Source organism: Paracoccus sp. MC1862 (genome assembly GCF_016617715.1).
Classification (GTDB): domain Bacteria; phylum Pseudomonadota; class Alphaproteobacteria; order Rhodobacterales; family Rhodobacteraceae; genus Paracoccus.
On sequence record NZ_CP067225.1, the window covers coordinates 2751460 to 2774331 of the forward strand.

A 22872-nucleotide genomic window follows, 5' to 3' on the forward strand; every position below is an offset into this window, starting at 1 on the left:
CGGGAACGGCGTCCCTTGTGGATGCAGGGGCGGCACCCTCTGTCTTCACGCTTCGGTCAGACGCCGGAACAAATCCGCCGTTCTCCGGTTTGCAGGGCAGACACAAGGGAGTTGCCCATGCCATTCCTCCGCTCGACCGCGGCGCTTGCCGCGCTGTTCGCCCTGCCCGTCGCCGCCGCGGCCCAGGATTTCAACGCCGCGCCGCCGAATGCGCCCGACCAGACCCCGGCTTTTGAGGGGCAGACACGCGCGCCCGTGCTGGCCGACGACATCGCGCTGGAAACCACCGTGATCACCGACGGGCTGGAACATCCCTGGGGCATGGCGCAACTGCCCGACGGCGGCTGGCTGGTGACCGAGCGGCCGGGCAGGCTGCGGATCGTTTCCGCCGAGGGCGCGCTGTCCGACCCCATCGGCGGGCTACCCGAAATCTCGGCCGGCGGGCAGGGCGGGCTTCTGGACGTGCTGATCGCCCCCGATTTCGCCGAAACGCGCAGGCTGTGGATCAGCTACGCGGCCCCGGCCGAGGGCGGCAACCACACGGCGGTCGCCACCGCCACGCTGTCGCAGGACAACGCCACGCTGGAAAACGTCCAGCCGATCTTCGCGCAGGTGCCGGTCTATGACGGCGACAAGCATTTCGGCAGTCGGCTGCTTCTGGACGGGCAGGGCAACCTGTTCGTGACCCTGGGCGAACGCTCCGACGTGCCGATCCGCGACAGCGCGCAGCAGGACGACAACCACCTGGGCAAGCTGCTGCGCATCGACGCCATGACCGGCGAGCCGGCCGAGGGAAACCCCGACCTCGGCCTGCCCGAAATCTGGGCCAAGGGGTTGCGGAACGTGCAGGCGGCGGCGCTGGACGGCAGCGGCCAGCTTTGGACCATCGAGCATGGGCCGAAGGGTGGGGACGAACTGAACCGCATCGAGGCCGGCAAGAACTATGGCTGGCCGGTCATCACCTACGGCGTCTCTTACCAGGACGAGCCGATCAACGACGGCATCACCCAGGCGGACGGGATGGAGCAGCCGCTCTATTACTGGGACCCGGTAATCGCCCCCTCGGGCATGGTCTTCTACCGGGGCGAGATGTTCCCGGAATGGCAGGGGCAGATCCTCACCGGCGCGATGCAGGGCGATCACGGGCTGGTGCGACTGCAACTGGACGGCGACCGGGTCGGGGGGGAAGGACGGCACCTGCAGGGCATCGGCCGGGTGCGCGACGTGGATCTGGCCGCCGATGGCGCGGTCATGCTGCTGACCGACAAGCCGGATGGGGAATTGGTGCGGGTGACGCGCGAGTGATCTCAAGGGCCGGGGCATGGTGAGGGATAGCCTCACCCTGCCGTCGTCGCCGGGTTCCCTGCAGTGAACCACCCCGTCATCGCGCCGCATGTGGTTGCCTGCCGCGCGGATGACCTTGGCTTCCTGTGCGAAAGACCGATGAAGTCATGCCACCATTGACTCGGCTTCACCCGCCCCTGCCAGGCAGGTTGATGCCGGCCCGGCGCCACGGCCGGGTTTCCACGGCGGCGTTGCAGGGGCAGGTTCGACCTCGCCTACCGATGACATGCCGGCGAACCCCACGGCGAGCCGACCAAGCGGTTTTCGCGTTTGCGGGTCTCCTGCATGAATGGGGTCGAACCCTGCGCTGCAACGGCCCCTTTGCAGACTGTGCAGGCCTTGATCCGTTACGGATCAAGGCTGGCGGCAGATCGGGTGTCCTTCGGGCAGCGCGGACCCGCCTCACCCCCGCAGCAGATCGTCCTCTTCCGCGCCGGGGGTCAGGCCGAGCGCCTCCATACCGGCTTCCAGATGGTCGGCCAGATGCGGCTCGCCCATCAGGTAGTCCTCGGTGGGCGTGGTCTTTTCCGCCTTGGCGGTCGAGATCGCTTCCTCGAGGTCATCCGCATCGAAGGTGCCGCGGCCGATCCACATGACGGCGGTGAGTTCCGCCTGCTCGTCCTCGGTCAGGTCAGCGATGAAATCACGCAGCTCAAAGGCGTTGCGGCCGCCGCGCCCGTCCGGCCCGTGGTCATAGTCGCGGGCGCGGAGGATGACGAAGGCGATCTTGTCGGCGCCGAGTTCCAGCATGGCACTTCCCCTTTTCCCCGGTTCTCGCCCGCAGGCGGGGCCGCGTCAATCAGCGCCCGAACAGCCGCTCGATATCCGAAAGCTTCAGCTCCACCCAGGTCGGGCGCCCGTGGTTGCACTGGCCGGAACGCGGCGTCCGTTCCATCTCGCGCAGCAGGGCGTTCATCTCCTCGCCCGTCAGGCTGCGGCCCGACCTGACCGAGCCGTGGCAGGCCATGGACGACAGCACCGCGTCCAGTCGCCCCTGCAGCCGGTCCGAGGCGCCCTGTTCCGCCAGGTCGTCGGCAATGTCGCGCAACAGCGCCGTGGCATCCGCCTGCCCCAGCGCGGCGGGCAGTTTGCGCACCGCGACGCAGCCGGGGCCGAAGGGCTCGATCACGAGTCCCAGCCGGTCCAGATCGAGGGACGCCGCCAGCACCCGCTCGGCATCGGCGCCAAGATCCACGATGGCCGGGATCAGCAGCGCCTGCGACGGTACCCGCGCCCCCGCCGCCTGCGACTTGAGCCGTTCATAGACCAGCCGCTCGTGGGCGGCGTGCTGGTCCACGATCACGATGCCGTCGCGGCTCTGCGCCACGATCCAATTGCCGTGCAGTTGCGCCCGGGCCGCGCCAAGGGGGGCATGGGGTGCCTCGGCCTCCGGCTCGATCCGCGCGGCGGCGGGGAAGGTGGGGTCTGGTGCCTCGGCAAAGCCCTGCGGGGCGATGGGCATCAGCGGCGCCTGCGCGGCATGGGCCGCCGCGAGCGCGGCCTGCGACGGCGAGGGGCTGCGCCAGGACGACAACCCCGGCGCGGGCCGCATCGCCGCCAGCGTGGCCGCTCCGCCGGTCGAGGAGGCGCGATGCCCCGCCCCGGCCAGCGCGTGGCGCAGAGAGGCGACGACCAGCCCGCGGGCGGCATCCGGTTCGCGGAAGCGGACCTCGGCCTTGGCCGGATGGACGTTCACGTCGACGCCCTGCGGGTCGCAATGGACGAACAGCACCGCCGCCGGATGGCGTCCCTGCGGCAGCACGTCGAAATAGCCCGCCCGCAGCGCCCCGGTCAGCAACTTGTCCCGCACCGGGCGGCCGTTGACATAAAGATGCTGCGCCACTGCCGCGCCGCGCGAATAGGTGGGCAGGGCGGCAAGGCCGGTCAGGCGCAGCCCGTCGCGCTCGGCGTCCAGCGGGATGGCGTTCTCGATGAACTCGCGCCCCATGACGCGGCCGATGCGGGCGGACAGGGCGTCGAACAGGTCGCCCTGCTCGGCATCGGCGCGAAACAGCACCCGGGCCTCATCCTCGTCGGTGAGGGTGAAGGCGACCGAAGGCTCGGCCATGGCAAGGCGGCGGACCACCTCGGCGATGGCCTGCGTCTCGGCCCGGTCGGTCCGCAGGAAGCGCAGCCGGGCGGGCGTGGCGAAGAACAGGTCGCGCAGTTCCACGGCCGTGCCGCGGTTGGCGGCGGCGGGGCGGGCAGGCTCGATCCGGCCGCCCTCGATCGCGATGCGCGCGGCCTCGTGGCCTTCGGCGCGGCTGGTGATTGTCAGGCGGCCCACGGCGCCGAGGCTCGGCAGCGCCTCGCCCCGGAAGCCGAAGCTGCGGATGTCCAGCAGGTCCGATCCGTCGATCTTGGACGTGGCATGGCGGGCCAGCGCCAGCGGCAGGTCCCCGGCGGCCATGCCGCAGCCGTCGTCCGTCACCCGGACCAGCCGCTTGCCGCCCCCCGCGATGGCGATGGCGATCCGGGTCGCGCCCGCATCCAGCGCGTTCTCGACCAGCTCCTTCACCGCCGAGGCCGGGCGTTCCACCACCTCGCCCGCCGCGATGCGGTTGGCGGTGGCTTCGTCGAGCTGGCGGATCACCGGAGGGATGCGGGGGTCAGGGCGCGTCATCGCCCCGGATATAGCAGCCCCCGGAGCCGGGCGTAAACGTTTCGCCCCCGCGCCCGGATTATTCTGGAACCGCAACGCCCCCGAATGGCTTGATTTCCCGATCTCACTTTCTTGAACATGATCTGACAGGAGACTGCCATGAAGACGATGACCGCGATGCTGCTGGCCGCCGCCACCCTGACCGTCGCCGCCTGCGGGCCGAACACCGCCACCCGCGCCACCACCGGCGCCGCGACCGGGGCGGTCGTGGGCGGCCCCGTGGGCGCCGTGGCCGGGGCGGCCCTGGGCGGGTCGGGGGCGGTTCAGGTCAATCCCTGATCCCCGCCCGGCATTCCAACAAAAAGGCGCAGGGTCAGTCCCTGCGCCTTTCTGCATGGCCCATACCGGCGTTCACATCCCCTCGGGGCGGCCCACCAGCACGAATTCCAGCCCCTCGGGGTCCAGCACCTCCTGCGCGACGCGGCGGACATCCTCGGCGGTGACAGCGGCGATCTTCTCGTTCCGGGTGTTCACATAGTCGCGGGGCATCCCCATCAATTGCATCCCCGACAGGATGCCTGTGATCCGCCCATTGCCGTCGAACCGCAGGGCATATTCGCCGGTGAGGTATGTCTTGGCGTCGGTCAGTTCCTGCTCGGTCACGCCGTCGCGGATACCCTGCCAGACCGCGCGCACCAGCGCCACCGCCTCGCCCGTGCGGGCGTTCGCCGTGGCCATGCCGCCGGCCCATGTCTCGCCCAGCACCATGTTGGCAAGGCCGGTGCCGACGCCATAGGTCAGACCGCGCTTTTCGCGGATCTCCTCCATCAGCCGGGACGAGAAGCCGCCGCCGCCGAGGATGTGGTTCAGCACGAAGGCGGCGAAGTAATCGGGGTGATCCATCGGCAGCCCGCGTTGCGCGAAGCTGACCACTGTCTGCGGGCTGTTCCAGTCGATGACCGTGGTCTCACCCGTCAGCAGCAGTTCCGGCTCGGGCGGCAGCGGTGCACTCGCCTCGGCCGGAAGATCGCCGAGGATGCGGTCGATCAGCAGCCCCAGCGCCGCTGCGTCGATGTCGCCGGCGGCCGAGACCAGCACCCGGTCGCGGGCCAGCACCCGGTCCTTGGCAGCGACAAGGTCGTCACGGGTCAGGGCTGCGACCGATTCGGCAGTGCCGGTCAGGACGGTGCCATAAGGGTGGTCACCCCAGGTCTGCCGGGCCATCTCTTTCGAGGCGATGGCATTGGGGTCGCTGTCCTGCGCCCGGATCAGCGATTGCGCCTGGGCGCGCACCCGCTCGATGGCGTCGGGGTCAAAGCGGGGGCGGGCCAGCGCATCGGCCAGCAGGTCGGCGGCGGCGTCGCGGTTCTCCGTCAGGGTGCGCAGACCCACGCTGACCGCGTCGTCCGAGGCGTCGAAGCTGGCCGAGGCCGCAAGCTCCTCCATCGCTTCGGCGAAGGCCACGGCGTCGCGTTCGCCCGCGCCTTCCTCCAGCAAGGCGGTCATCAGGTTGACCGCGCCGCGCTTGCCGGGGGCATCGACCGAGGCGCCGCCCCGGAAGGCGATCTCGACGGCGACAAAGGGGATCGTGTTGTCCTCGACCAGCCAGGCGGTGATCCCGCCCGGAGAGGTGATCTCCTGGATGTCGATGGCGCGGGCGGGAAGGGCCGCGAGCAGCGCAAGAGTCAGCGCGGAAAGGAAGCTGCGGATCATCGGGTCTGCTCCTCGGTCGGCGCGGGCTGGGGCGAGGCGGGCGCCGGTTGCGCCGGGTGCGGCGTGTCGGCGGGCATGGGCGCCGGCGTATTGGTGCCGGGGGCGGCAGTGTCGGGGTAGGGGGCTTCTTCGGGCAAGGAGGACGCGGCGGCTGGGGCCTCTGCTGCGGCTTCCGTTGGACCGGGCAAGGGGCCAGCGCCGGGCGCGGTCTCTGCAGCCATGCCCGAGGATGCCGCTGGCATTCCAGCACCATCTGCAGGCGACTCGCCCGCGCCCGCGCCCGCGCCCGTGGCAGCCGCGGCAATCTCTGCCCCCGCCATCTGCTCGGGATCTGCGGGCTTCAGCAGGCTCGTGACCTCGGCGCGGTCCTCGAACACCAGCCGGGCCACCGCCTGCACATCCTCCGCCGTCACCGCGGCGAGGATCTCGGGCCAGTCGTTCACGTCCTCGACCGTCAGCCCGACGGCAAGCCCCTGCCCATAGTCATAGGCGCGGGCATGTGCCGAGTCCTGCTTGTAGATCTGCGCCGCGCGCAACTGCGTCTTGACGCGTTCCAGTTGCTCCGGGTCCGGGCCCTCGGCCAGAAAATCGCGGATGCCCGCCTCCAGCGCGGCCTCCGCCGCCGCATCGTCCCCCCCCGGCGCATAGGCCATCGAGACCGAGAAAGTCGTGGGATCGACGCTGAGCCCGTCATAACCCGCCCCAACCCACAGCGCCTGCCCCGTCAGCACCAGCCGCTGCCCCAGGAACGAGGTCTGGGCCGAGCCCGCCAGCAGTTCGGCCAGCACGCTCAAGGCGGCTGCGGTCTTCTGGTCGCCGGGGTTGCGTTCGGGGACGATCACGCTGCGGCTGAGGACCGGCTGCGGCACGCGCGGATCGGACATGGTCATGCGCCGCTCGGCCCGCTGCACGGGCTCCTGCGGGCGCGCGTCGCGCGGGGCCTCGGGTTTGGGGGGGATCGGGCCATAGTGCTTTTCGGCCAGCGCGCGCACCTCGTCGGCACTCACGTCGCCCGCGACGACCAGCACCGCCACGTTCGGCGCGTAATGGTTGTCATACCATTCCAGCGCATCCTCGCGGGTCAGCGCCTCCATCTCCTGCCGCCAGCCGATCACCGGGCGGCCGTAGGGATGGTTGTAATACTGCACCGCCGCGCGTTCCTCGCCGAACAGGGCCCGGGGGTCGCTGTCGGTGCGCTGGGCGCGTTCCTCCAGCACGACCTGGCGCTCGGCCTGCCAGTCGTCCTCGCCGATCCGCAGGTTCGCCATGCGGTCGGCCTCCATCCCCATGACCAGATCCAGCCGGTCCGAGGCGATGCGCTGGAAATAGGTGGTGAAGTCATAGCTGGTGAAGGCGTTGTCGCGACCGCCGTTCGCGGTGACCGTGCGCGACAACTCGCCGGGCGCAAGCTTCTCGGTGCCCTTGAACATCAGGTGTTCCAGGTAATGCGCGAGGCCCGACTTGCCCCGCTGCTCGTCGGCCGATCCGATCCGGTACCACAGCATCTGGACGACCACGGGGGCGCGGTGATCCTCGATCACCACGGCCTCAAGCCCATTGTCCAAGGTGAAATGGCTGATGCCGGGCGGCATCTCGGCCAGAGCGGGCGTGGCGGCGGTCGCGAGAAGGAAGGCAAGGGTGCGGCGCATCAGGCGGCCTCCGGTTGCGGGTGCGGAACAGAGGGTGGCCGCTCGGCGCGGCGCGCGCAAGCCGGCCGCCGGTCAAGCCGTGGTGAACGAGCCGGGAATGACCGGAAAGGCCAGGTCCTGTCTTTCGGCGTCAAGTATCCTCGGAGGGATGAATGGGGCCTTGGCCCCATTCATGGGGGGTGGAAATCCCCCCGATGCGACCGTGACATCAGGGAAAGCCCCGAAGGCGGGGGCGCTGCCCCCGGACCCCCGGGATATTTGAGGCCGAAAGACGAGACCCCTTCAGCGCGTTTCGGCCACAGGCGGCGCCGTCGGCACCTGCACGCCGGTGCGGCGCCAGCGTTCCAGTTCGGCCTCGCTGTCCAGCGTCTGCGGCTCGTAGGCGCGGTGATAGACGTTGGTGCCGGCCAGCACCTCCAGCGGGCGGCGGCCGCGGCGGGCGCGGATTGCCTGGTCCTCGGCGGCGGTGACCTGCCGGATGCCTTGCGTCACACCCGCCCGCGCGGCATGGGCCACCAGCGCCCCGTCGCCCGCGCCGATGCCCTGTTGCGCCAGATGGCCCGGATTTCCCCCCAGTGCGGCGATGGCGTCGCCTTCGGGGTTCGGATCGGTCAGGTTGGCACCGCCCGGCGTAGGCGCAGGCAACTGCGCCAGATCGGGCGGCATCTGCAGCGGCCGGGTGGGGACGATGGCGAATTCCTCGGGTCCGTCGTCCGAGGCCGTCAGGTTCATCAGCCGGCCGTCGCCCGCGCAGGCCGCAAGCGCGAGAACCGAGAGAGTCAGCAGAAGAACCCGCATGGCACCACCTTGGAAAGCGTCGGCGCCGTTCTAGCGCGTCTTGCCCGTGCCGTCACGGACCTTGTCGCGGGGCGTGGCGGGTTCCGGCCCGGACGGCGGCCCCGGCTGGAAGACCAGCCCGAGCGCCCCCGCGAAGATGGCGATGTCGGCCACGTTGAAGCTGTAGGGATTGCGCCAGCCGGGCAGCGACATGTTCAGGAAATCCGCGACCGCGCCATAGACCACGCGGTCGATCACGTTTCCCAGCGCCCCGCCGATCAGCAACCCCGCCGCGACCTGCGCCAGCTTTCCGGGCCGCGCGCGCAGCAGCCAGACCGCCACCCAGACGCAGATGACGACCGCGATGCCGATCAGCACCCAGCGCATCACCTCGACATCCGAGGAAAACAGCCCGAAGTTCACCCCCTGGTTCCAGGCCATCCGCAGGTTCAGCCAGGGGTCGATCACGTCGATGGCCTGCACCTCGACCAGGTTCAGCGCCTGCACGACGATCCATTTCGTCAACTGGTCGAGCCCGAGGATCACGAGCGCAGTCCCCGCCGCCCACCAGAGGCTGACCTTCGGCGTCGGCGGAGGCGGAGGCGGAGGCGCGGGCTTGCGCCGCCGCTTGGGCGCGGTGCCTGCGGGACGCGTAGACTTCGGCGCAGCGTCGCTCTCCGGCGCGGCGAGCTTCGCGCGCGGCTTCTTCGGCTGGGGTTCGTCGGTGTCGGTCATCAGTGGCGGAAATGGCGCTGTCCGGTGAAGACCATGGCGAGGCCGCCGCGATCGGCCGCCGCGATGACTTCCTCGTCGCGCATGGACCCGCCGGGCTGGATCACCGCCCGCGCGCCGGCCTCGGCCAGCGCCTCAATGCCGTCGGCGAAGGGGAAGAAGGCGTCGGATGCGACCGCCGCGCCCTCGGTCAGGGGGGCGGAAAGGCCCAGCGCTTCGGCCATGTCCTCGGACTTGCGACGGCCGATGCGGGTCGAATCGACCCGGCTCATCTGGCCTGCGCCGATGCCGACGGTGGCGCGGTCCTTGGCATAGACGATGGCGTTCGACTTGACGTGCTTGGCGACGGTCCAAGCGAACATGAGGTCGGCAAGCTCGGCCTCGCTGGGCTGTCGCTGGGTGACAACGCGCAGCTCGGCAGGCGTCACATGGCCGGTGTCGCGCGTCTGCACCAGGAAGCCGCCCGCCACCTGACGGAAGGTCAGTCCGCCCGCACGCGCGTCGGGCAGGCCCCCGGTGGTCAGCAGGCGCAGGTTCTTTTTCGCGGCGAAGATCGCACGGGCCTCGTCATCGGCATCCGGCGCAATGACGACCTCGGTGAAGATCTCGGTGATGGCGCGGGCCGTGGCCGCGTCCAGCCTGCCGTTCAGCGCGACGATGCCGCCGAAGGCCGAGGTGCGGTCGCAGTCGAAGGCGCGGCGATAGGCTTCCTCCAGCGTCTCGGCGCGGGCCACGCCGCAGGGGTTGGCGTGCTTGATGATGGCGACGGCGGGGCCTTCGGTGAACTCGGCCACGAGCTCGAAGGCCGCGTCGGTGTCGTTGATGTTGTTGTAGGACAGTTCCTTGCCCTGCCATTGGCGCGCGGTCGCCACGCCGGGGCGGGCCGAGCTGTCGGTGTAGAAGGCAGCAGCCTGATGCGGGTTCTCGCCATAACGCAGGGGCTGGGCAAGCGTACCGGCAAAGGCGCGGCGGCGCGGGGTCTCCTCGCCAACGGCCTGCGCCATCCAAGTGGACACGGCGGCGTCATAGGCCGCCGTCCGCGCATAGGCCGTCTGCGCCATGCGCTTGCGGAAGGGCAGGGTGGTGGCGCCTCCGTTGGCGTCCAGTTCGGCCAGCACCGCGCCGTAATCCTGCACGTCCACGACCGTCGTCACAAAAGCGTGGTTCTTGGCCGCCGCGCGGATCATCGCCGGGCCACCGATGTCGATGTTCTCGATGCAGTCGTCGTAGGCGGACCCCTTCGCCACCGTCTCCTCGAAGGGGTAGAGGTTGACCACCAGCAGGTCGATCGGGGCAATCCCGTGTTCGTCCATGCTGGCGCGGTGATCCGCATTGTCGCGCAGGGCCAGCAACCCGCCGTGGACCGCCGGATGCAGCGTCTTGACGCGGCCGTCCATCATCTCGGGGAAGCCGGTGAGTTCGGACACGTCGCGCACCTTCAGCCCGGCCTCGCGCAGTGCCCGTGCCGTGCCGCCGGTGGACAGAAGCTCGACCCCGCGCGCGGCCAAGGCTTGGGCGAAGCCGACAAGCCCCTTCTTGTCCGAAACGGAGATCAGCGCGCGGCGCAGGTCGATGCGGTCGGTCATGAGACGGGCCTTCGGCGGCAAGGGAATCGCGCCGTCCCTAGCGTCACGGACCGCGACAGTCCAGCGCGCCGCCCCTTTTCCGCCGAAGGGCGCGGCTGTAGCGTGGCGCGCATGACCGATTACGCCGCCCTTTCCGCCCGAATCCGTGCCCTGACCGAGGGCGAAACCGACGAGATCGCGTGCATGGCCACTGTCGCCTGCGAGTTGCACCATGCAGACGACCGCTTCGACTGGACCGGCTTCTACCGCGTTACGGGGCCAGAGATGCTGAAGATCGGCCCCTATCAGGGTGGCCACGGCTGCCTGGTGATCCCCTTCTCGCGCGGGGTCTGCGGGGCCGCGGCCCGCACCCGCCAGACGCAGCTTGTCCCCGACGTCGAGGCTTTCCCGGGCCATATCGCCTGCTCCTCCTCGACCAGGTCGGAGATCGTGGTGCCGGTCTTCGGCGCAAACGACCGCCTGATCGGCGTGCTGGATATAGACAGCGACCGGCCGGATGCGTTCAATCAGGACGACGCGGCGGCGCTGGAAGGGATGATGCGGGATGTCTTCGGAAGGCTCTGAGATCAGCGGCGCCTGCCTTTGCGGCGGCGTCAGCTTCACCGGACGGCTGACCGCCGAGCCGGCGACCGCCTGCCACTGTTCCCAATGCCGCAGATGGAGCGGGCATGTCTGGGTCTCTGCCGAGTTGCGCGATGCCGCCATCACGGGAGAGCCCTTGCGCTGGTTCCGGTCGTCGGACAAGGCGGAACGGGGCTTCTGCGCCACCTGCGGATCATCCCTGTTCTGGCGCAGGCTGGGGGAAGACAGGGTTGCGGTCTCGGGCGGGGTCATCGACCCCCCAACCGGGCTGCGGCTGGAAGGGCATATCTACGTGGCCGACAAGGGCGACTATTACGACATCACCGACGGTTTGCCGCAGCAGGCGCAGTCATGACCACGCGCCACGCCCGCTGCCTCTGCGGCGCCATCCGGGTCACGATCCGGGGCGATCTGGACGACATCGCCGCCTGCCACTGCAGCCAGTGCCGGCGCTGGTCGGGCCATGTCTGGGCCGCCGTCCCCGTCCCCGACGACCGGCTTTCCATCGAGGGCGCGGATCACGTCCGCTGGTTCCGATCCTCGGACAAGGCCGAGCGGGGCTTCTGCGCCACCTGCGGCAGTTCCATCTTCTGGCGCGCCTTCGGGCGGGGCGAGACCGACGTGGCGCTGGGCTGCCTCGAGCCGCCCACGGGCCTGCGCCTGCAGCGCCACATCTGGGTCGGCGACAAGGGCGACTATTACGACATCGCGGACGGCGTGCCGCAGGAGGAACGGCAATGATCTGGGACACGCTGGGCAACATCCCCACGGCGCAGCTTGTGGCTTTTGTCACCGGCGGGCTGGTGCTGAACGCCGCGCCCGGGCAGGACGTGTTCTTCGCCACCGCCTCGGGCATCCAGGGCGGGCCGAGGGCCGGGGCCATGGCGGGCCTGGGCGTCGGCATCGGCGTGCTGTTCCACGTCACCCTGACGACGCTGGGCCTTGGCGCGGTCATCGCCACCCACCCCGAGGCGCTGTCGGCGATCAAGTGGATCGGGGCGGGCTACCTGCTGTATCTGGCGTGGAAGGCCTGGACCGCGCCCGCGCCGGACCCTTCTACGCGGATCGTGGTGCGCTCGCGCGACGTGATCCGGCGGGGGGCGCTGTCGAACGTGCTGAACCCCAAGCCGGTGCTGTTCCTGCTGGCCTTCCTGCCGCAGTTCACCAGCCCCGCGCATGGGCCGATCTGGCACCAGCTTCTGGGCCTCGGGCTGGTCTTCGCCTTTACAGGCGCATTGATAACAATGGCTTACGGGATCGCGGCGGGTTGGCTGGGGATGCGGCTGGCGAGGCGGCTGGGCATCCTCAACCGCATCGCCGCGGTGATGTTCGCGGGGCTGGCGGTGCGGCTGGTGGCCCGGTAATCCGGGGCCATGAGCTTCGTCTATCAGCCGAACCCCGAACAGCCCCGCCTGATCCACCACGACGACCAGATCCTGATCGTGGAAAAGCCTGCCGGCCTGCTGTCGGTGCCGGGGAGGGGAGAGGACCGGGCCGACTGCCTCATCAACCGGCTGCGCGGTGCCTTTCCGACCGTGCTGCTGGTGCACCGGCTGGACCTGGACACCTCGGGGATCATGGTCTTCGGGCTGACGCCCTTTGCCCAGAAGCACCTCAGCCAGCAGTTCGAGCGGCGGTTGGTGAAAAAGGCTTACATTGCAAGGCTCTGGGGAAGGCTGGAACCCAAGGAGGGCCGGGTGGACCTGCCGCTGATCGTGGACTGGCCGAACCGGCCGCGGCAGAAGGTGGACCACGAAACGGGCCGCCCGGCGCAGACCGACTGGCGGGTGATCCGCGCCAGCGACGCCGAAACCCGCGTTCGGCTTTACCCGCTGACCGGGCGCAGCCACCAGTTGCGGGTGCACATGGCAAGCCTGAACCACCCCATCCTGGGCGATCCGCTGTATGCCCAAGGCGCTGCCGCCGACCACCCGCGGCTGATGCTGCATGCCGAGGCGCTGCGGCTGCGGCATCCCGACAGCAACGTGACGCTGAGCTTCTCGGCGCCTCCGCCCTTCTGATTTCGCCACGCACGGGCCATGCACAACCGATGCACATCCCATGCACGGGTGATGCAGACGCAACCCTTCCGCCCCCTCGGGGCGTTGGACCCCCGACTGACGGAGGTTCACCCATGCGTATCCGCACCATCGCCGCCGGGCTTGCCGCCCTTGCCGCCCTGTCCGCCTGTTCCCGCGCGATCATGACCCGCGTGCCGCAGGGCATCACACCTGTCACCGGCTTCGACGCCCGGCTCTACATGGGCCGCTGGTACGAGATCGCCCGCCTCGACCACCGCTTCGAGCGCGGCATGAGCGACGTGACCGCCGACTATGCGCTGAACGGGGACGGCAGCGTGCGGGTGGTCAACAGCGGCGTGAAAAACGGCCGCCGCACGTCCATCGAGGGCACCGCCCGCTTCAAGGGCGACCCGGATGTGGCGAGCCTTGCCGTCAGCTTCTTCCCCGGCTTTCCCGGCGGCTACCACGTCTTTGCGCTGGATCAGGGCTACCAGTGGGCGATGATCTCTGGCCCGGACCGCGGCTACCTGTGGATATTGTCCCGCCAGCCGGGGATGGAGGAGGAGCTTTACCGGCAGCTCGTCGGGATCGCGCAGGACCGGGGCTTCGCGGTCGAGGGGTTGATCCGGGTCAGTCACGGCGGCTAGCCTCGCCCGAATTGGGCGCGAGAGGACGGCTTTGAACCACCTGTATTACGGCGACAACCTGGCGGTCCTGCGCGACCATATCGCAGATGCGTCGGTGGACCTGATCTACCTGGATCCGCCGTTCAATTCCAACGCCAGCTACAACGTGCTGTTCCGCAGCGCGACCGGCGACCAGTCGGCGGCGCAGATCGAGGCTTTCGACGACACCTGGCACTGGGGCGATGAGGCCGAGACGGCGTTCCAGTCGGTGCGGAACAGCGGCCACACCGACGCCGCGACGATGCTGGAGGTGGCAGGGCAAGATAATCTGAGTGCGTCGAGTATAACGGCAGCACTTGTGCGATAGACCCACCACTGCCCGATATTATACGGCGCACATCCTCATGAAGTCCGCTTCACCTACGATGCGCAGAGCCTGCCCACTTCCGATCAGATTCTCGGCTTTCCGGTGCTTTGTGCTTTTGCCGTGCCCGGCAAGCCGGTCAAGGTCTTGGTCTCCGACGACCAAGATCGTCGTGCCCTTCGTCACATTGGCCTCGACGGCGGCTCCAGAGGCACTAGCCAAGTCAGCAGCTTCTTTGCGGAGTATCTCCAGTGCGCCGGTGAAAACGATGCTCTCACCGGTGAGAGGTCCATCCTCGCCGCCCTCGCGCCGGATAGGTGCATCGCTGGGTACGTAGTTGCAGAAGCGGATCCATTCGGCAGGATCACGCCCTGTTTCCTCAATGGCCCTCAACAGGATCAGTCCGGCTGTGCGGGCGTCATGCAGGGCATCGTGGTGTTGGAAGTTTATGTCGAAGTGTTTGGCTAGGTGTCCCATCCCGGACGATCACATAGACCCTCGCCGGACCGCCCTCTTCATGGCAAGATCGATCCTGCGAGACGTCCGGGACGGGAGGCGAGCATGCTGATCTCTCTGCACAAGCAGGCGACGACGACACCGAGGATCCGGGCTGCGATCCAGGCGAGCAGCGAGCCGGCCTGGATAGTGGCGGAGCGCTACGGCATCTCCGAGCAGACGGTCTGGAAATGGCGCAAGCGCGACAGCGTCCATGACCTGAGCCACACGGCGCACCGGCTTCAGACCACGCTCACGCCGGCGCAGGAGGCCGTGGCGGTGGCGCTGCGCAGGTCCCTGCTGCTGCCGCTCGATGACCTGCTCTCGGTGGTGCGCGAGTTCCTCAACCCGGACGTCTCGCGCTCGGGGCTGGACCGCTGCCTGCGGCGGCACGGGGCGGGCAACCTGCGCGAGTTGAAGCCTGCCGCGCCGCAGCCCGCGCACAAGCCCTTCAAGGCCTATGCGCCCGGCTACCTCCACATCGACGTCAAATACCTGCCGCAGATGGCCGACGAGGACCGCCGGCGCTACCTCTTCGTCGCGATCGACCGCGCCACCCGATGGGTCTTCGTGCGCGTCTACCCGGCGAAGACGGCTGCCAACGCACGCCGTTTCCTTCGTGATCTGGAGCGCGCGGCGCCGATGAAGATCGCCCGGGTGCTGACCGACAATGGCAAGGAGTTCACCGACCGGCTCTTCGGGTTGCGCCGCCGCGCCGCCACCGGCAACCACGAGTTCGACCGGCTCTGCGCCGAGTTCGGCATCGAACACCGCTTGGCGCCGCCGATGCGACCGCAGACGAATGGCATGGTCGAGCGGTTCAATGGCCGGATCGAGGACATCCTGCAGAGCCACCGCTTCCGCAGTGGCGAGGACCTGGAGCAGACCATCCTGCGCTATGTCCGCCTCTACAACGGCCAGCTGCCCCAGTCTGTCCTCAAAGGTCGAACACCCATCGATGCCCTCAAGGTCTGGCATCACGAAAGACCAGAGCTATTCAGGAAACAGCCGTATAATCACACGGGATGTGACAGCTAGGTTCGAGAGTCCGTAGCCAGACTTCGAGAACTGCGTCCAGGCTCGCCGGGCAACGCGAGCCGTGTCAAGCCACTTGCATGATAGTGCTGGGAGAGAATGGAGGTCGCAGACCCTGCCTAAAGCAACCCGGTCAAAATGCGTGTGACAGGCTACAACGTTTTCGGAGGTGAGTTCGCAAAGACGACCATGGAGGTCTCGGATGGAGGGAGCGCCTGCCACGGCTTCTGCCGTAATCCCGTGAATGGCTACATTGACGGGATCGAAGTAGTCTTGGGGGTCGATAAGGTGGCTCTCTGCGTCAACTTCAACGCCATTTTCAAATGTGACAATGCCAATCTGGCAAATACTGCTCATCCGCGGATTAGCGGTTTCAACGTCAACAACAACGAATTTCATAGGACCTCCTCTACAAGCCTAATTGATCATTGCCGGAGGCAGGATATGCGGCAAGTCCTAGTAGGATGCGCAGCCGTGGCGATTAGGGAAAAAGGGTGCGGACGGCGGCATCGACGGGCGGCTGCCCTTCGGCAAGACCAACGTGGCGCTGGTCAGTGTCAAGGGCGGCAAGGATCGGCAAAGGAACCACATCGACCAGTAGCGCGGGGTGATCGACCGCGAAAAGGCCGATATCGGCGTGTTCCTGACCCTGCATGAACCGACCGGCCCGATGAAGGCCGAGGCGGCAGGGGCGGGACAGTTCCAGCTTGACGGCTTTGACCCGGTGCCGCGCATCCAGATCGTGACGGTCGAGGAAGCCATGGCCCTGCGCGAACGCGCGGTGCGGATACCGCTGGCCCGCGCCGACACCTTCCGCAAGCCCGCGCGCGAGGAGGACAAGTCCCGGCAGTTCGGGCTGGACCTGTAGGCCACAAACGGAAACGGCCCCTGCAACAGGGGCCGCCCGGGGACTGCCATGCGCCGCTTTCCGGCGCGTGTTCCCCGCGGACGGGGGGCAGGGGCAAGGGCCGCGATGCCCCCTGCTCAGAGCCGGCGGGCCTGGTCGGCTTTCGGCCCGGCGAACCACCAGATGATGAGACCCAGCACCGGCAGGATCGCCACCAGCAGCACCCACAGGATCTTGGACCCCGTCCCGGCCGGCGACCGGATGATCGAGGCGATGGCCCAGATGTCCAGAATGAAGATGATGAAGCCGAAAAGGCCGTTCACGAAACTCATCGTCCAAGGCTCCGTTGCAGCGGGCGCGTGGGCGGCCCGGCGTTTGCGTCGCCGCTCAACGGATGGGGCCGCCTGCGGTTCCCCCTGCGCGCAAGGGTGAAGGGGGGCCTGCGCCTTGACGAAAGCCCCCCGCGGCGGCGCGGCCCCTACAGCACGTAGCGCGACAGGTCGGCGGAGCGCGCGAGGTCGCCAAGCTGCGATTCGACGAAAGCGGCGTCCACCGTCACCGCCTCGCCCTTGCGGTCGGGGGCGGTGAAGGAGAGTTCCTCGAACACGCGCTCGATCACCGTGTAAAGGCGGCGGGCGCCGATGTTTTCAACGCTGCCGTTCACGTCGGCGGCGATGCGGGCAAGCGCCGCGATGCCGTCGGCGGTGAAGGTGATCTCAAGCCCTTCGGTCCGCATCAGGGCGGCGTATTGCAGGGTCAGGGCGTTGTCGGTTTCGGTCAGGATGCGGACGAAATCCTGTTCCGTCAGGGCGCGCAGTTCGACGCGGATGGGCAGGCGGCCCTGAAGTTCCGGCAGCAGGTCCGAGGGCTTGGCGATGTGGAAGGCGCCCGAGGCGATGAACAGGATGTGGTCGGTGCGGACGGGGCCGTATTTGGTGCTGACCGTGGTGCCCTCGATCAGGGGGAGGAGGTCGCGCTGGACGCCCTCGCGGCTGATGTCGCCGCCGCGGGTCTCGGCGCGGGCGCAGACCTTGTCGATCTCGTCGATGAAGACGATGCCGGATTGCTGGACGGCGTCGAGAGCGGCGGCCTTGATCTGTTCGTCGTCCAAGAGCTTGTCGGCCTCCTCGGCGATCAGCAGGTCGTAGGATTGCGCGACCGACACCTTGCGGCGCACGCGGCGGCCGCCGAAGGCCTTCATCAGCGCGCCGAGGTCCATCATCTGGCCCATGCCGGGCTGGCCGGGAATCTCCATCCCGAGGGGGTTGGAGGTGTCGTTGATGTCCAGTTCGATCACGGTGTCGTCAAGCTCGCCCCGGCGCAGCTTGCCGCGGAACAGCTCGCGCGTCTGGTCGCGGGCGTTCTCGCCGGCCAGCGCCTCGATCACCCGGGCCTCGGCGGCCTCGCGGGCGCGGGAGTTTACCGCCTCGCGCATCCGCTGGCGGGTTTCCACCATGGCGGCGTCGGTGAGGTCGCGGATGATCTGTTCGACGTCGCGGCCGACATAGCCCACCTCGGTGAACTTGGTGGCCTCGACCTTGACGAAGGGGGCGTGGGCGAGCTTTGCGAGGCGGCGCGAGATTTCCGTTTTCCCGACGCCGGTGGGGCCGATCATCAGGATGTTCTTGGGGTAGACCTCGTCGCGCAGGTCGTCGGCAAGCTGCTGGCGGCGCCAGCGGTTGCGCATGGCCACGGCCACCGCGCGCTTGGCCTCGGCCTGGCCGATGATGAAGCGGTCAAGCTCGGCGGTGATCTCGCGGGGGGTCAGGTCGGTCATGGCGTCCTCAGGTTGCTTGCGGCTGACTTAGGCAGCGCAGGCGCGGACGCCAAGTCACCAGCTTGCGCGGGCCTGCATCGCAACGGGGCCATCCGCCCGCGCGGTCCAGAGGTTCAGGCTGTCGCCGTCCTCGGTCGCGTTCAGGCTGTAGTGGGCGGTGTCGAAGATGGTGGACAGGCTGCGGAAGTCGAAGCGCGCGGGGACGCGGCCGCCGATCTTTTCGGCGAGATGGACAAGCTGGGACGCCTGCAGGGGGCCGTGGACGATGAGGCCGGGGTAGCCTTCGACCTCGCGGGTGTAGGGCGCGTCGTAGTGGATGCGGTGGCCGTTGAAGGTCAGGGCCGAGTAGCGGAATAGCAGCGGCGCGGTGGGTTCGACGGTGATGCGGTGGGTGCCCTCGGGGGCCGGGGGCGGCGGCGCTTTCGGCGGGCTGCTGGCTGCGTCGAGGTCGCGGTAGACGATGTCCTGCCGTTCCGTCAGGACGTGGCGCGAGTCGCTCTCGATCCGGTGCTCGACGGTCACGAAGCAGAGGGTGCCGGTGCGGCCCTGTTTCACCGCGACGTCGCGGATGGTCGAGCGGCGGGTGACGGTCTCGCCGATGCGGATGTCGGCGTGAAAGGAAAAGCTGCCGCCGGCCCACATCCGGCGGGGCAGGGGGACGGGCGGCAGGAAGCCGCCGCGCGCGGGGTGGCCGTCGGGGCCGAGCTGGTCGATAGGGGCTGCCGGAGGCGCGAGGCAGAGATGGATCATCACCGGAGCGGGGGCGCCGGGCGCGGTGTCGCCGGTCCGGCCGAAGGTGGTGTTGAAGCGTTCGACCAGTGCGGGCGTCACGGCTTCGGATTTGATCTCCTTGCTGCCGATCCATCCGCGCAGGTGGTCGAGGTCCAGGTCCATCATGCGTCCCTCAATGCCGGCACGCTGCCATAGCTGCGGATCTCGTCGGTGAAAACCGCGCCGGGGGCGGGGTAGCTGACGGGGCCGGCCCCGGTCTCCACGGTGATGCGGCGCAGGTGCGGGTGCTGCGACAGCGCCGCCATGTCGTTGACCGAGGCCAGCGCCACATCGGCGGCCAGCAGCGCGTCGATGGCGTCAAGCTCGGTCAGGCGGGCGAAACCGGCGGCGACGGTGGCATCGGTCTCGGCGCGGTTTTCCACCCGCGCGACGTTGGTGGCAAAGCGCGGGTCGCGGCCGAGGTCGGGCTGGTTCAGGAAGACCTCGGCCAGCTTGCGCCACTCGCGGTCGCTTTGCACCGAGATCAGGATCTGCTTGCCGTCTTTCGTGGAAAACACGCCGTAGGGAGCGATGGAGGGATGGGCCATGCCGAGACGTCGGGGCGTCTTGCCGCCCTCGTGCTGCAGCAGGGGCACGGTCAGCCAGTCGGCCATGACGTCGAACATGGAAACCGAGATGTTCGCGCCCTTGCCGGTGATCCCGCGCCGGATCAGGGCTTCGAGGATCGCGGCATGGGCTGTCGCGCCGGTGGCGATGTCCACCAGCGAGATGCCGACGCGGGCCGGTTCCTGCGGCCCGCCGGTGATGGAACACAGGCCCGATTCGGCCTGGATCAGCAGGTCATAGGCCTTGCGGTCGGCCATCGGGCCGTCCTCGCCATAGCCGGTGATCGAGCAGGTGATGAGCCGCGGCCAGTCCGCCGCCAAGCGGTCGAAGCCGAAGCCCAGCCGGGCCAAGGCGCCGCGCTTGAGGTTCTGGACCAGAACGTCGGCGCCATCGAGCAGGCGCGTCAACTCCGCCTTGCCCTCGTCCGAGGCGAGATCCAGCACGACGGTTTCCTTGCCGCGGTTCAGCCAGACGAAATAGCTCGACTGGCCCCGTGCCACGTCATCATAGCCGCGGGCGAAGTCGCCCTCGGGGCGTTCGATCTTGATGACCTTCGCCCCCGCGTCGGCAAGGCGCGAGGTGGCGAAGGGGGCGGCGACGGCCTGCTCGATGGCGACGACGGTGAGGCCGGAAAGGGGAAGCGTGCTCATCAGTAGCTCTTGGGCATGCCGAGGACGTGCTGGCCGATATAGCCCAGGATCATGTTGGTCGAGATCGGGGCGACCTGGTAGAGCCGGGTTTCCCGGAACTTGCGTTCAACATCGTATTCATTGGCGAAGCCGAAGCCGCCGTGGAACTGGATGCAGGCATTCGCGGCCTCCCAGCTTGCTTTCGCGGCGAGGTATTTGGCCATGTTCGCCTCGGCCCCGCAGGGCTGGTCGGCGTCGTAAAGCCGGCAGGCTTCCCAGCGCATGAGGTTCGCGGCCTCGACCTCGATGAAGCTTTCGGCGATGGGGAACTGGACGCCCTGGTTCTGGCCGATGGGGCGGCCGAAGACGACGCGCTCGTTGGCGTATTTCGTCACCCGGTCGATGAACCAGTAGCCGTCGCCGATGCATTCGGCGGCGATCAGGGTGCGTTCGGCGTTCAGGCCGGTCAGGATATACTTGAAGCCGCGGCCTTCCTCGCCGATCAGGTTTTCGGCCGGGATCTCGAGGTTGTCGAAGAACAGCTCGTTGGTTTCGTGGTTGACCATGTTGGCGATGGGGTTGACGACCATGCCATTGGCAACCGCCTCCTTGACGTCGACGAGGAAGATCGACAGCCCTTCGGATTTCTTCTTCACCTCGGACAGGGGCGTGGTGCGCGCCAGCAGGATCATCAGGTCGGAATGCTGGACCCGGCTGATCCAGACCTTCTGGCCGTTGATGACATACTTGTCGCCCTTCTTCACGGCGGTGGTCTTGAGTTGCGTGGTGTCGGTGCCGGTGGTCGGCTCGGTCACGGCCATGGACTGCAGGCGCAATTCACCGCTGGCGATCTTCGGCAGGTATTTCTGGCGCTGTTCCTCGGACCCGTGGCGGACAAGGGTGTTCATGTTGTACATCTGCCCGTGGCAGGCGCCCGAGTTGCCGCCCGAACGGTTGATCTCCTCCATGATGACCGAGGCTTCGGCAAGGCCGAGGCCCGAGCCGCCGTATTCTTCCGGGATCAGGGCGGCCATCCAGCCGGCCTCGGTCAGCGCGTCCACGAATTCCGCAGGGTAGGCGCGCTCGTCGTCGATGCGGCGGTGGTATTCATCGGGGAACTGCGCGCAAAGGGCGCGCACCGCGTCGCGGATGTCCTGATACTGGTCCGGCCGGTCGATCATCAGATGCCCCTGTCAGCTTGCCCGTTGCAGCAGGGAAGATGCTCGGGTCGATGCGATAAGGCAAATAGATGATGGTGCTGGCGTATATAGAAAAAAGTTATGGATGGATCGATGCGCAGGCGACGGTCCGGTCGGGCCTCATTCCCTTGCGGTCTTCGGCACCGGCTGCGGCGGGGTGCCATAAAGCCGGGGATCGACCGGGTTCAGCATCCCGTCATCCTGCGACATCGGTTGCGGGTTTTCCAGATATTCGAAGCTGCCCTTGCCGTCCGGAGAGGTGCCTGCCGCCCAGCGGTTCCTGCAGCATCTTGGTGAGGACGGGTCGGGGCGCTCAGGCTTGGCGTCGATCTGAAGGTGCTTGGTGCGGAAGAGCATCCGGGACTTCTTGTGTTGGCGTCGTCTGGCGGCAGCCGCGGGCGATGCGGGGTTGCCCGGCGCGCCAGGGTGCCGCCGGGGCTTGTCCGGGATGGCGCATGAGGGACCAGCAGGGCCACGAGGAGGGAGGAACGGGCCAGTTTCAAGGGGAGTTGCGGGCCGGGCACATATGTCGGGCGGTCGGCAGGTCAGCTGCGGAAGTCGTGGCGCGTGACCTGCAGGCCCGGTTCGGGCGCGGGACCGGCGGCGGCAAGCGCCTGTCGCATCGCCTCCTCTCCGGCATGGATGCGGCGGGCAAGGGCTGCGGGCGAATAGTCGAAGGCCTTGGCCCCGACCTCCCAGTCGCCGCCGTCATAGCCGAGGTGGTGGATCGCCACGGGGATGCCCGCGTCCTTCAGCGGGGGCGCGGCCTCCAGCGTCAGCCGTTCCAGCGCGTGCCGGGTCTGCGCCGCGAACATCAGGTCCTGCCCGCGCCGGACAAGGGTGTCGGGGGACGTGGCGCGGCGGGCCTGCGGCGGCCAGAGGTCCAGCGCCCAGCAGATCGTCTCGCGTTCCGGCCGGTCGCGGAACAGCGCGGCGACGGGCAGGTTCGCCGACAGCCCCGGAGCGACCAGCAGGCGGCCGTCGATCTCGACCGGCGGGAACAGCAGGGGCAGGGCAGCGCTGGCCATCAGGTGATCGACCGTCAGACGGGTATGGGCGCTGTCGAAGACCACGTCCTCGGCCGTCTGCTGGTCCAGCGCGTTGACGATCAGCCGCACGGGGCCGTCGTTCAGGTGATCGAAGTCGATCAGGTCCAGCAGCGTCCGGCGCATGGGCACCGTGGAATGCAGGTGGTCGTCGTCGGGGGCAAGGGGATGGGCGGCCCAGAGCCCCGGCAGGGTCGGGCGGAACAGCAGCGGCTGGCCACCTAAGAGCGCCCGCAGCGCCGCCATCTGCCGCATCCCCCGCAGGGTGCCGAGAACCGAGTTGTCCTGCGCGCGATCCCAGAAAGCCTCGATCCGCTCGGCCGCCGTTTCGGGCGGGCCGCCCAGCCACAGCGCCGCCGTGACCGCCCCGATCGAGGCGCCGGCGACGCGGGACACGGGAATGTCCGCCTCGACCAGCGTCTGGATGGCGCCAAGGTGAAAGGCGCCCAGCGCATTGCCGCCGGCAAGGCAGGCCCAGTGGTCGGGGCTGGATCGTTCGGCCATGTCGCA

The 22872-nt window shown here is 68.6% G+C and carries 27 protein-coding genes; 11 read left to right on the forward strand and 16 right to left on the reverse strand.

All coding sequences use genetic code 11. The annotated features are described in order from the left end of the window. Window positions 1-117 precede the first annotated feature (117 nt). A complete protein-coding gene (locus JGR78_RS13550; RefSeq protein WP_182804162.1) occupies window positions 118-1305 on the forward strand; it encodes a PQQ-dependent sugar dehydrogenase in 1188 nt (395 codons plus the stop codon). A 441-nt stretch (window positions 1306-1746) separates the two neighbouring features. Here the strand turns inward: JGR78_RS13550 and JGR78_RS13555 are convergent, their stop codons facing one another. Together JGR78_RS13555 and mutL are read right to left on the reverse strand one after the other, a co-directional pair. Beyond that, complete coding sequence (locus JGR78_RS13555; protein WP_182792662.1) at window positions 1747-2094, reverse strand: DUF3775 domain-containing protein; 348 nt, start codon at window positions 2092-2094, stop codon at window positions 1747-1749. A gap of 49 nt (window positions 2095-2143) precedes the next feature. Then, a complete protein-coding gene (gene mutL / locus JGR78_RS13560) occupies window positions 2144-3967 on the reverse strand; it encodes a DNA mismatch repair endonuclease MutL (RefSeq protein ID WP_182804164.1) in 1824 nt (607 codons plus the stop codon). Between the two features lie 138 nt (window positions 3968-4105). Between mutL and JGR78_RS13565 the strand changes: the two genes are divergently transcribed. Next, window positions 4106-4285: a hypothetical protein gene (locus JGR78_RS13565; RefSeq protein WP_182792664.1), complete on the forward strand. Its 180-nt coding sequence runs from the start codon at window positions 4106-4108 to the stop codon at window positions 4283-4285. 72 nt (window positions 4286-4357) lie between these two features. On the opposite strand, the gene JGR78_RS13570 is transcribed toward JGR78_RS13565, so the two are convergent. From JGR78_RS13570 to purH, 5 genes are all read right to left on the reverse strand, one after another. Beyond that, window positions 4358-5659 carry a pitrilysin family protein gene (locus JGR78_RS13570; protein ID WP_182792665.1) on the reverse strand — a complete coding sequence of 434 codons (1302 nt, stop codon included), beginning with the start codon at window positions 5657-5659 and terminating at the stop codon, window positions 4358-4360. Next, window positions 5656-7308 (reverse strand): pitrilysin family protein, encoded by a 1653-nt coding sequence (locus tag JGR78_RS13575; RefSeq protein WP_182792666.1) that lies wholly within the window; start codon window positions 7306-7308, stop codon window positions 5656-5658. Before JGR78_RS13575 ends, JGR78_RS13570 begins: the two co-directional genes overlap by 4 nt. Window positions 7309-7590: 282 nt before the next feature. Then, complete coding sequence (locus JGR78_RS13580) at window positions 7591-8106, reverse strand: DUF3035 domain-containing protein (protein ID WP_182792667.1); 516 nt, start codon at window positions 8104-8106, stop codon at window positions 7591-7593. A 30-nt stretch (window positions 8107-8136) separates the two neighbouring features. Then, window positions 8137-8820: a signal peptidase II gene (gene lspA / locus JGR78_RS13585; protein ID WP_182792668.1), complete on the reverse strand. Its 684-nt coding sequence runs from the start codon at window positions 8818-8820 to the stop codon at window positions 8137-8139. Next, window positions 8820-10403, reverse strand: coding sequence for a bifunctional phosphoribosylaminoimidazolecarboxamide formyltransferase/IMP cyclohydrolase (purH, locus tag JGR78_RS13590; protein ID WP_182792669.1), 1584 nt, complete (start codon window positions 10401-10403; stop codon window positions 8820-8822). Before purH ends, lspA begins: the two co-directional genes overlap by 1 nt. Window positions 10404-10514: 111 nt before the next feature. On the opposite strand from purH, the gene JGR78_RS13595 reads away from it, so the two are divergent. From JGR78_RS13595 to JGR78_RS13625, 7 genes are all read left to right on the forward strand, one after another. Next, window positions 10515-10967 carry a GAF domain-containing protein gene (locus JGR78_RS13595; protein WP_182804179.1) on the forward strand — a complete coding sequence of 151 codons (453 nt, stop codon included), beginning with the start codon at window positions 10515-10517 and terminating at the stop codon, window positions 10965-10967. After that, window positions 10948-11340, forward strand: a complete 393-nt coding sequence (locus JGR78_RS13600; protein WP_182792670.1) for a GFA family protein — start codon at window positions 10948-10950, stop codon at window positions 11338-11340. Before JGR78_RS13595 ends, JGR78_RS13600 begins: the two co-directional genes overlap by 20 nt. Further along, window positions 11337-11726 carry a GFA family protein gene (locus tag JGR78_RS13605; RefSeq protein ID WP_182804166.1) on the forward strand — a complete coding sequence of 130 codons (390 nt, stop codon included), beginning with the start codon at window positions 11337-11339 and terminating at the stop codon, window positions 11724-11726. The genes JGR78_RS13600 and JGR78_RS13605 overlap by 4 nt, the downstream gene beginning before the upstream one ends. Next, complete coding sequence (locus JGR78_RS13610; RefSeq protein WP_182792672.1) at window positions 11723-12349, forward strand: LysE family translocator; 627 nt, start codon at window positions 11723-11725, stop codon at window positions 12347-12349. Before JGR78_RS13605 ends, JGR78_RS13610 begins: the two co-directional genes overlap by 4 nt. A 9-nt stretch (window positions 12350-12358) precedes the next feature. Further along, the gene (locus JGR78_RS13615) at window positions 12359-13006 is read left to right on the forward strand and encodes a pseudouridine synthase (RefSeq protein ID WP_182792673.1); all 648 of its coding nucleotides are present in this window, start codon (window positions 12359-12361) and stop codon (window positions 13004-13006) included. 113 nt (window positions 13007-13119) lie between these two features. Then, window positions 13120-13653: a lipocalin family protein gene (locus tag JGR78_RS13620; RefSeq protein ID WP_182792674.1), complete on the forward strand. Its 534-nt coding sequence runs from the start codon at window positions 13120-13122 to the stop codon at window positions 13651-13653. Window positions 13654-13684: 31 nt separating this feature from the next. Continuing rightward, window positions 13685-13999, forward strand: a complete 315-nt coding sequence (locus JGR78_RS13625) for a modification methylase (RefSeq protein WP_234450755.1) — start codon at window positions 13685-13687, stop codon at window positions 13997-13999. Window positions 14000-14017: 18 nt separating this feature from the next. Here JGR78_RS13625 and JGR78_RS13630 read toward each other — a convergent pair whose 3' ends face one another. Beyond that, window positions 14018-14473 (reverse strand): BRCT domain-containing protein, encoded by a 456-nt coding sequence (locus JGR78_RS13630; RefSeq protein WP_182804168.1) that lies wholly within the window; start codon window positions 14471-14473, stop codon window positions 14018-14020. A gap of 84 nt (window positions 14474-14557) precedes the next feature. Here JGR78_RS13630 and JGR78_RS13635 point away from each other — a divergent pair, with 84 nt between their 5' ends. Next, window positions 14558-15529, forward strand: a complete 972-nt coding sequence (locus JGR78_RS13635) for an IS481 family transposase (RefSeq protein ID WP_200559339.1) — start codon at window positions 14558-14560, stop codon at window positions 15527-15529. Here JGR78_RS13635 and JGR78_RS13640 read toward each other — a convergent pair. Beyond that, the gene (locus JGR78_RS13640; RefSeq protein WP_255434995.1) at window positions 15485-15925 is read right to left on the reverse strand and encodes an exonuclease domain-containing protein; all 441 of its coding nucleotides are present in this window, start codon (window positions 15923-15925) and stop codon (window positions 15485-15487) included. The two genes, JGR78_RS13635 and JGR78_RS13640, sit on opposite strands and share 45 nt — an antisense overlap. Window positions 15926-16133: 208 nt before the next feature. Between JGR78_RS13640 and JGR78_RS13645 the strand changes: the two genes are divergently transcribed. Beyond that, window positions 16134-16394, forward strand: a complete 261-nt coding sequence (locus JGR78_RS13645; protein WP_182806171.1) for a hypothetical protein — start codon at window positions 16134-16136, stop codon at window positions 16392-16394. A 116-nt stretch (window positions 16395-16510) separates the two neighbouring features. Here the strand turns inward: JGR78_RS13645 and JGR78_RS13650 are convergent, their stop codons facing one another. The 7 genes from JGR78_RS13650 to JGR78_RS13680 all read right to left on the reverse strand — a co-directional run bounded on the left by JGR78_RS13650 (window position 16511) and on the right by JGR78_RS13680 (window position 22866). Beyond that, the gene (locus JGR78_RS13650; protein ID WP_182793150.1) at window positions 16511-16705 is read right to left on the reverse strand and encodes a PLD nuclease N-terminal domain-containing protein; all 195 of its coding nucleotides are present in this window, start codon (window positions 16703-16705) and stop codon (window positions 16511-16513) included. A gap of 146 nt (window positions 16706-16851) precedes the next feature. Beyond that, window positions 16852-18150, reverse strand: coding sequence for an ATP-dependent protease ATPase subunit HslU (gene hslU / locus JGR78_RS13655; RefSeq protein WP_182806169.1), 1299 nt, complete (start codon window positions 18148-18150; stop codon window positions 16852-16854). Between the two features lie 54 nt (window positions 18151-18204). Beyond that, a complete protein-coding gene (locus tag JGR78_RS13660; protein ID WP_234450756.1) occupies window positions 18205-19047 on the reverse strand; it encodes a MaoC family dehydratase N-terminal domain-containing protein in 843 nt (280 codons plus the stop codon). After that, window positions 19044-20138, reverse strand: coding sequence for a CaiB/BaiF CoA-transferase family protein (locus JGR78_RS13665; protein ID WP_182793148.1), 1095 nt, complete (start codon window positions 20136-20138; stop codon window positions 19044-19046). Before JGR78_RS13665 ends, JGR78_RS13660 begins: the two co-directional genes overlap by 4 nt. After that, complete coding sequence (locus tag JGR78_RS13670; protein ID WP_200559340.1) at window positions 20138-21298, reverse strand: acyl-CoA dehydrogenase family protein; 1161 nt, start codon at window positions 21296-21298, stop codon at window positions 20138-20140. Before JGR78_RS13670 ends, JGR78_RS13665 begins: the two co-directional genes overlap by 1 nt. Window positions 21299-21436: 138 nt before the next feature. Next, window positions 21437-21673 carry a hypothetical protein gene (locus JGR78_RS13675; protein WP_182793146.1) on the reverse strand — a complete coding sequence of 79 codons (237 nt, stop codon included), beginning with the start codon at window positions 21671-21673 and terminating at the stop codon, window positions 21437-21439. A gap of 188 nt (window positions 21674-21861) precedes the next feature. Continuing rightward, on the reverse strand, window positions 21862-22866 hold the full coding sequence (locus JGR78_RS13680; RefSeq protein WP_182804523.1) for a patatin-like phospholipase family protein: 1005 nt from the start codon (window positions 22864-22866) through the stop codon (window positions 21862-21864). Window positions 22867-22872 lie beyond the last annotated feature (6 nt).

Coding starts and splice junctions, on each gene's coding strand:
- JGR78_RS13550 (WP_182804162.1), top strand. CDS start 118: ATGCCATTCCTCCGCTCGACCGCGGCGCTTGCCGCGCTGTTCGCCCTG.
- JGR78_RS13555 (WP_182792662.1), bottom strand. CDS start 2,094: ATGCTGGAACTCGGCGCCGACAAGATCGCCTTCGTCATCCTCCGCGCC.
- mutL (WP_182804164.1), bottom strand. CDS start 3,967: ATGACGCGCCCTGACCCCCGCATCCCTCCGGTGATCCGCCAGCTCGAC.
- JGR78_RS13565 (WP_182792664.1), top strand. CDS start 4,106: ATGAAGACGATGACCGCGATGCTGCTGGCCGCCGCCACCCTGACCGTC.
- JGR78_RS13570 (WP_182792665.1), bottom strand. CDS start 5,659: ATGATCCGCAGCTTCCTTTCCGCGCTGACTCTTGCGCTGCTCGCGGCC.
- JGR78_RS13575 (WP_182792666.1), bottom strand. CDS start 7,308: ATGCGCCGCACCCTTGCCTTCCTTCTCGCGACCGCCGCCACGCCCGCT.
- JGR78_RS13580 (WP_182792667.1), bottom strand. CDS start 8,106: ATGCGGGTTCTTCTGCTGACTCTCTCGGTTCTCGCGCTTGCGGCCTGC.
- lspA (WP_182792668.1), bottom strand. CDS start 8,820: ATGACCGACACCGACGAACCCCAGCCGAAGAAGCCGCGCGCGAAGCTC.
- purH (WP_182792669.1), bottom strand. CDS start 10,403: ATGACCGACCGCATCGACCTGCGCCGCGCGCTGATCTCCGTTTCGGAC.
- JGR78_RS13595 (WP_182804179.1), top strand. CDS start 10,515: ATGACCGATTACGCCGCCCTTTCCGCCCGAATCCGTGCCCTGACCGAG.
- JGR78_RS13600 (WP_182792670.1), top strand. CDS start 10,948: ATGTCTTCGGAAGGCTCTGAGATCAGCGGCGCCTGCCTTTGCGGCGGC.
- JGR78_RS13605 (WP_182804166.1), top strand. CDS start 11,337: ATGACCACGCGCCACGCCCGCTGCCTCTGCGGCGCCATCCGGGTCACG.
- JGR78_RS13610 (WP_182792672.1), top strand. CDS start 11,723: ATGATCTGGGACACGCTGGGCAACATCCCCACGGCGCAGCTTGTGGCT.
- JGR78_RS13615 (WP_182792673.1), top strand. CDS start 12,359: ATGAGCTTCGTCTATCAGCCGAACCCCGAACAGCCCCGCCTGATCCAC.
- JGR78_RS13620 (WP_182792674.1), top strand. CDS start 13,120: ATGCGTATCCGCACCATCGCCGCCGGGCTTGCCGCCCTTGCCGCCCTG.
- JGR78_RS13630 (WP_182804168.1), bottom strand. CDS start 14,473: ATGGGACACCTAGCCAAACACTTCGACATAAACTTCCAACACCACGAT.
- JGR78_RS13635 (WP_200559339.1), top strand. CDS start 14,558: ATGCTGATCTCTCTGCACAAGCAGGCGACGACGACACCGAGGATCCGG.
- JGR78_RS13640 (WP_255434995.1), bottom strand. CDS start 15,925: ATGAAATTCGTTGTTGTTGACGTTGAAACCGCTAATCCGCGGATGAGC.
- JGR78_RS13650 (WP_182793150.1), bottom strand. CDS start 16,705: ATGAGTTTCGTGAACGGCCTTTTCGGCTTCATCATCTTCATTCTGGAC.
- hslU (WP_182806169.1), bottom strand. CDS start 18,150: ATGACCGACCTGACCCCCCGCGAGATCACCGCCGAGCTTGACCGCTTC.
- JGR78_RS13660 (WP_234450756.1), bottom strand. CDS start 19,047: ATGATGGACCTGGACCTCGACCACCTGCGCGGATGGATCGGCAGCAAG.
- JGR78_RS13665 (WP_182793148.1), bottom strand. CDS start 20,138: ATGAGCACGCTTCCCCTTTCCGGCCTCACCGTCGTCGCCATCGAGCAG.
- JGR78_RS13670 (WP_200559340.1), bottom strand. CDS start 21,298: ATGATCGACCGGCCGGACCAGTATCAGGACATCCGCGACGCGGTGCGC.
- JGR78_RS13675 (WP_182793146.1), bottom strand. CDS start 21,673: ATGCTCTTCCGCACCAAGCACCTTCAGATCGACGCCAAGCCTGAGCGC.
- JGR78_RS13680 (WP_182804523.1), bottom strand. CDS start 22,866: ATGGCCGAACGATCCAGCCCCGACCACTGGGCCTGCCTTGCCGGCGGC.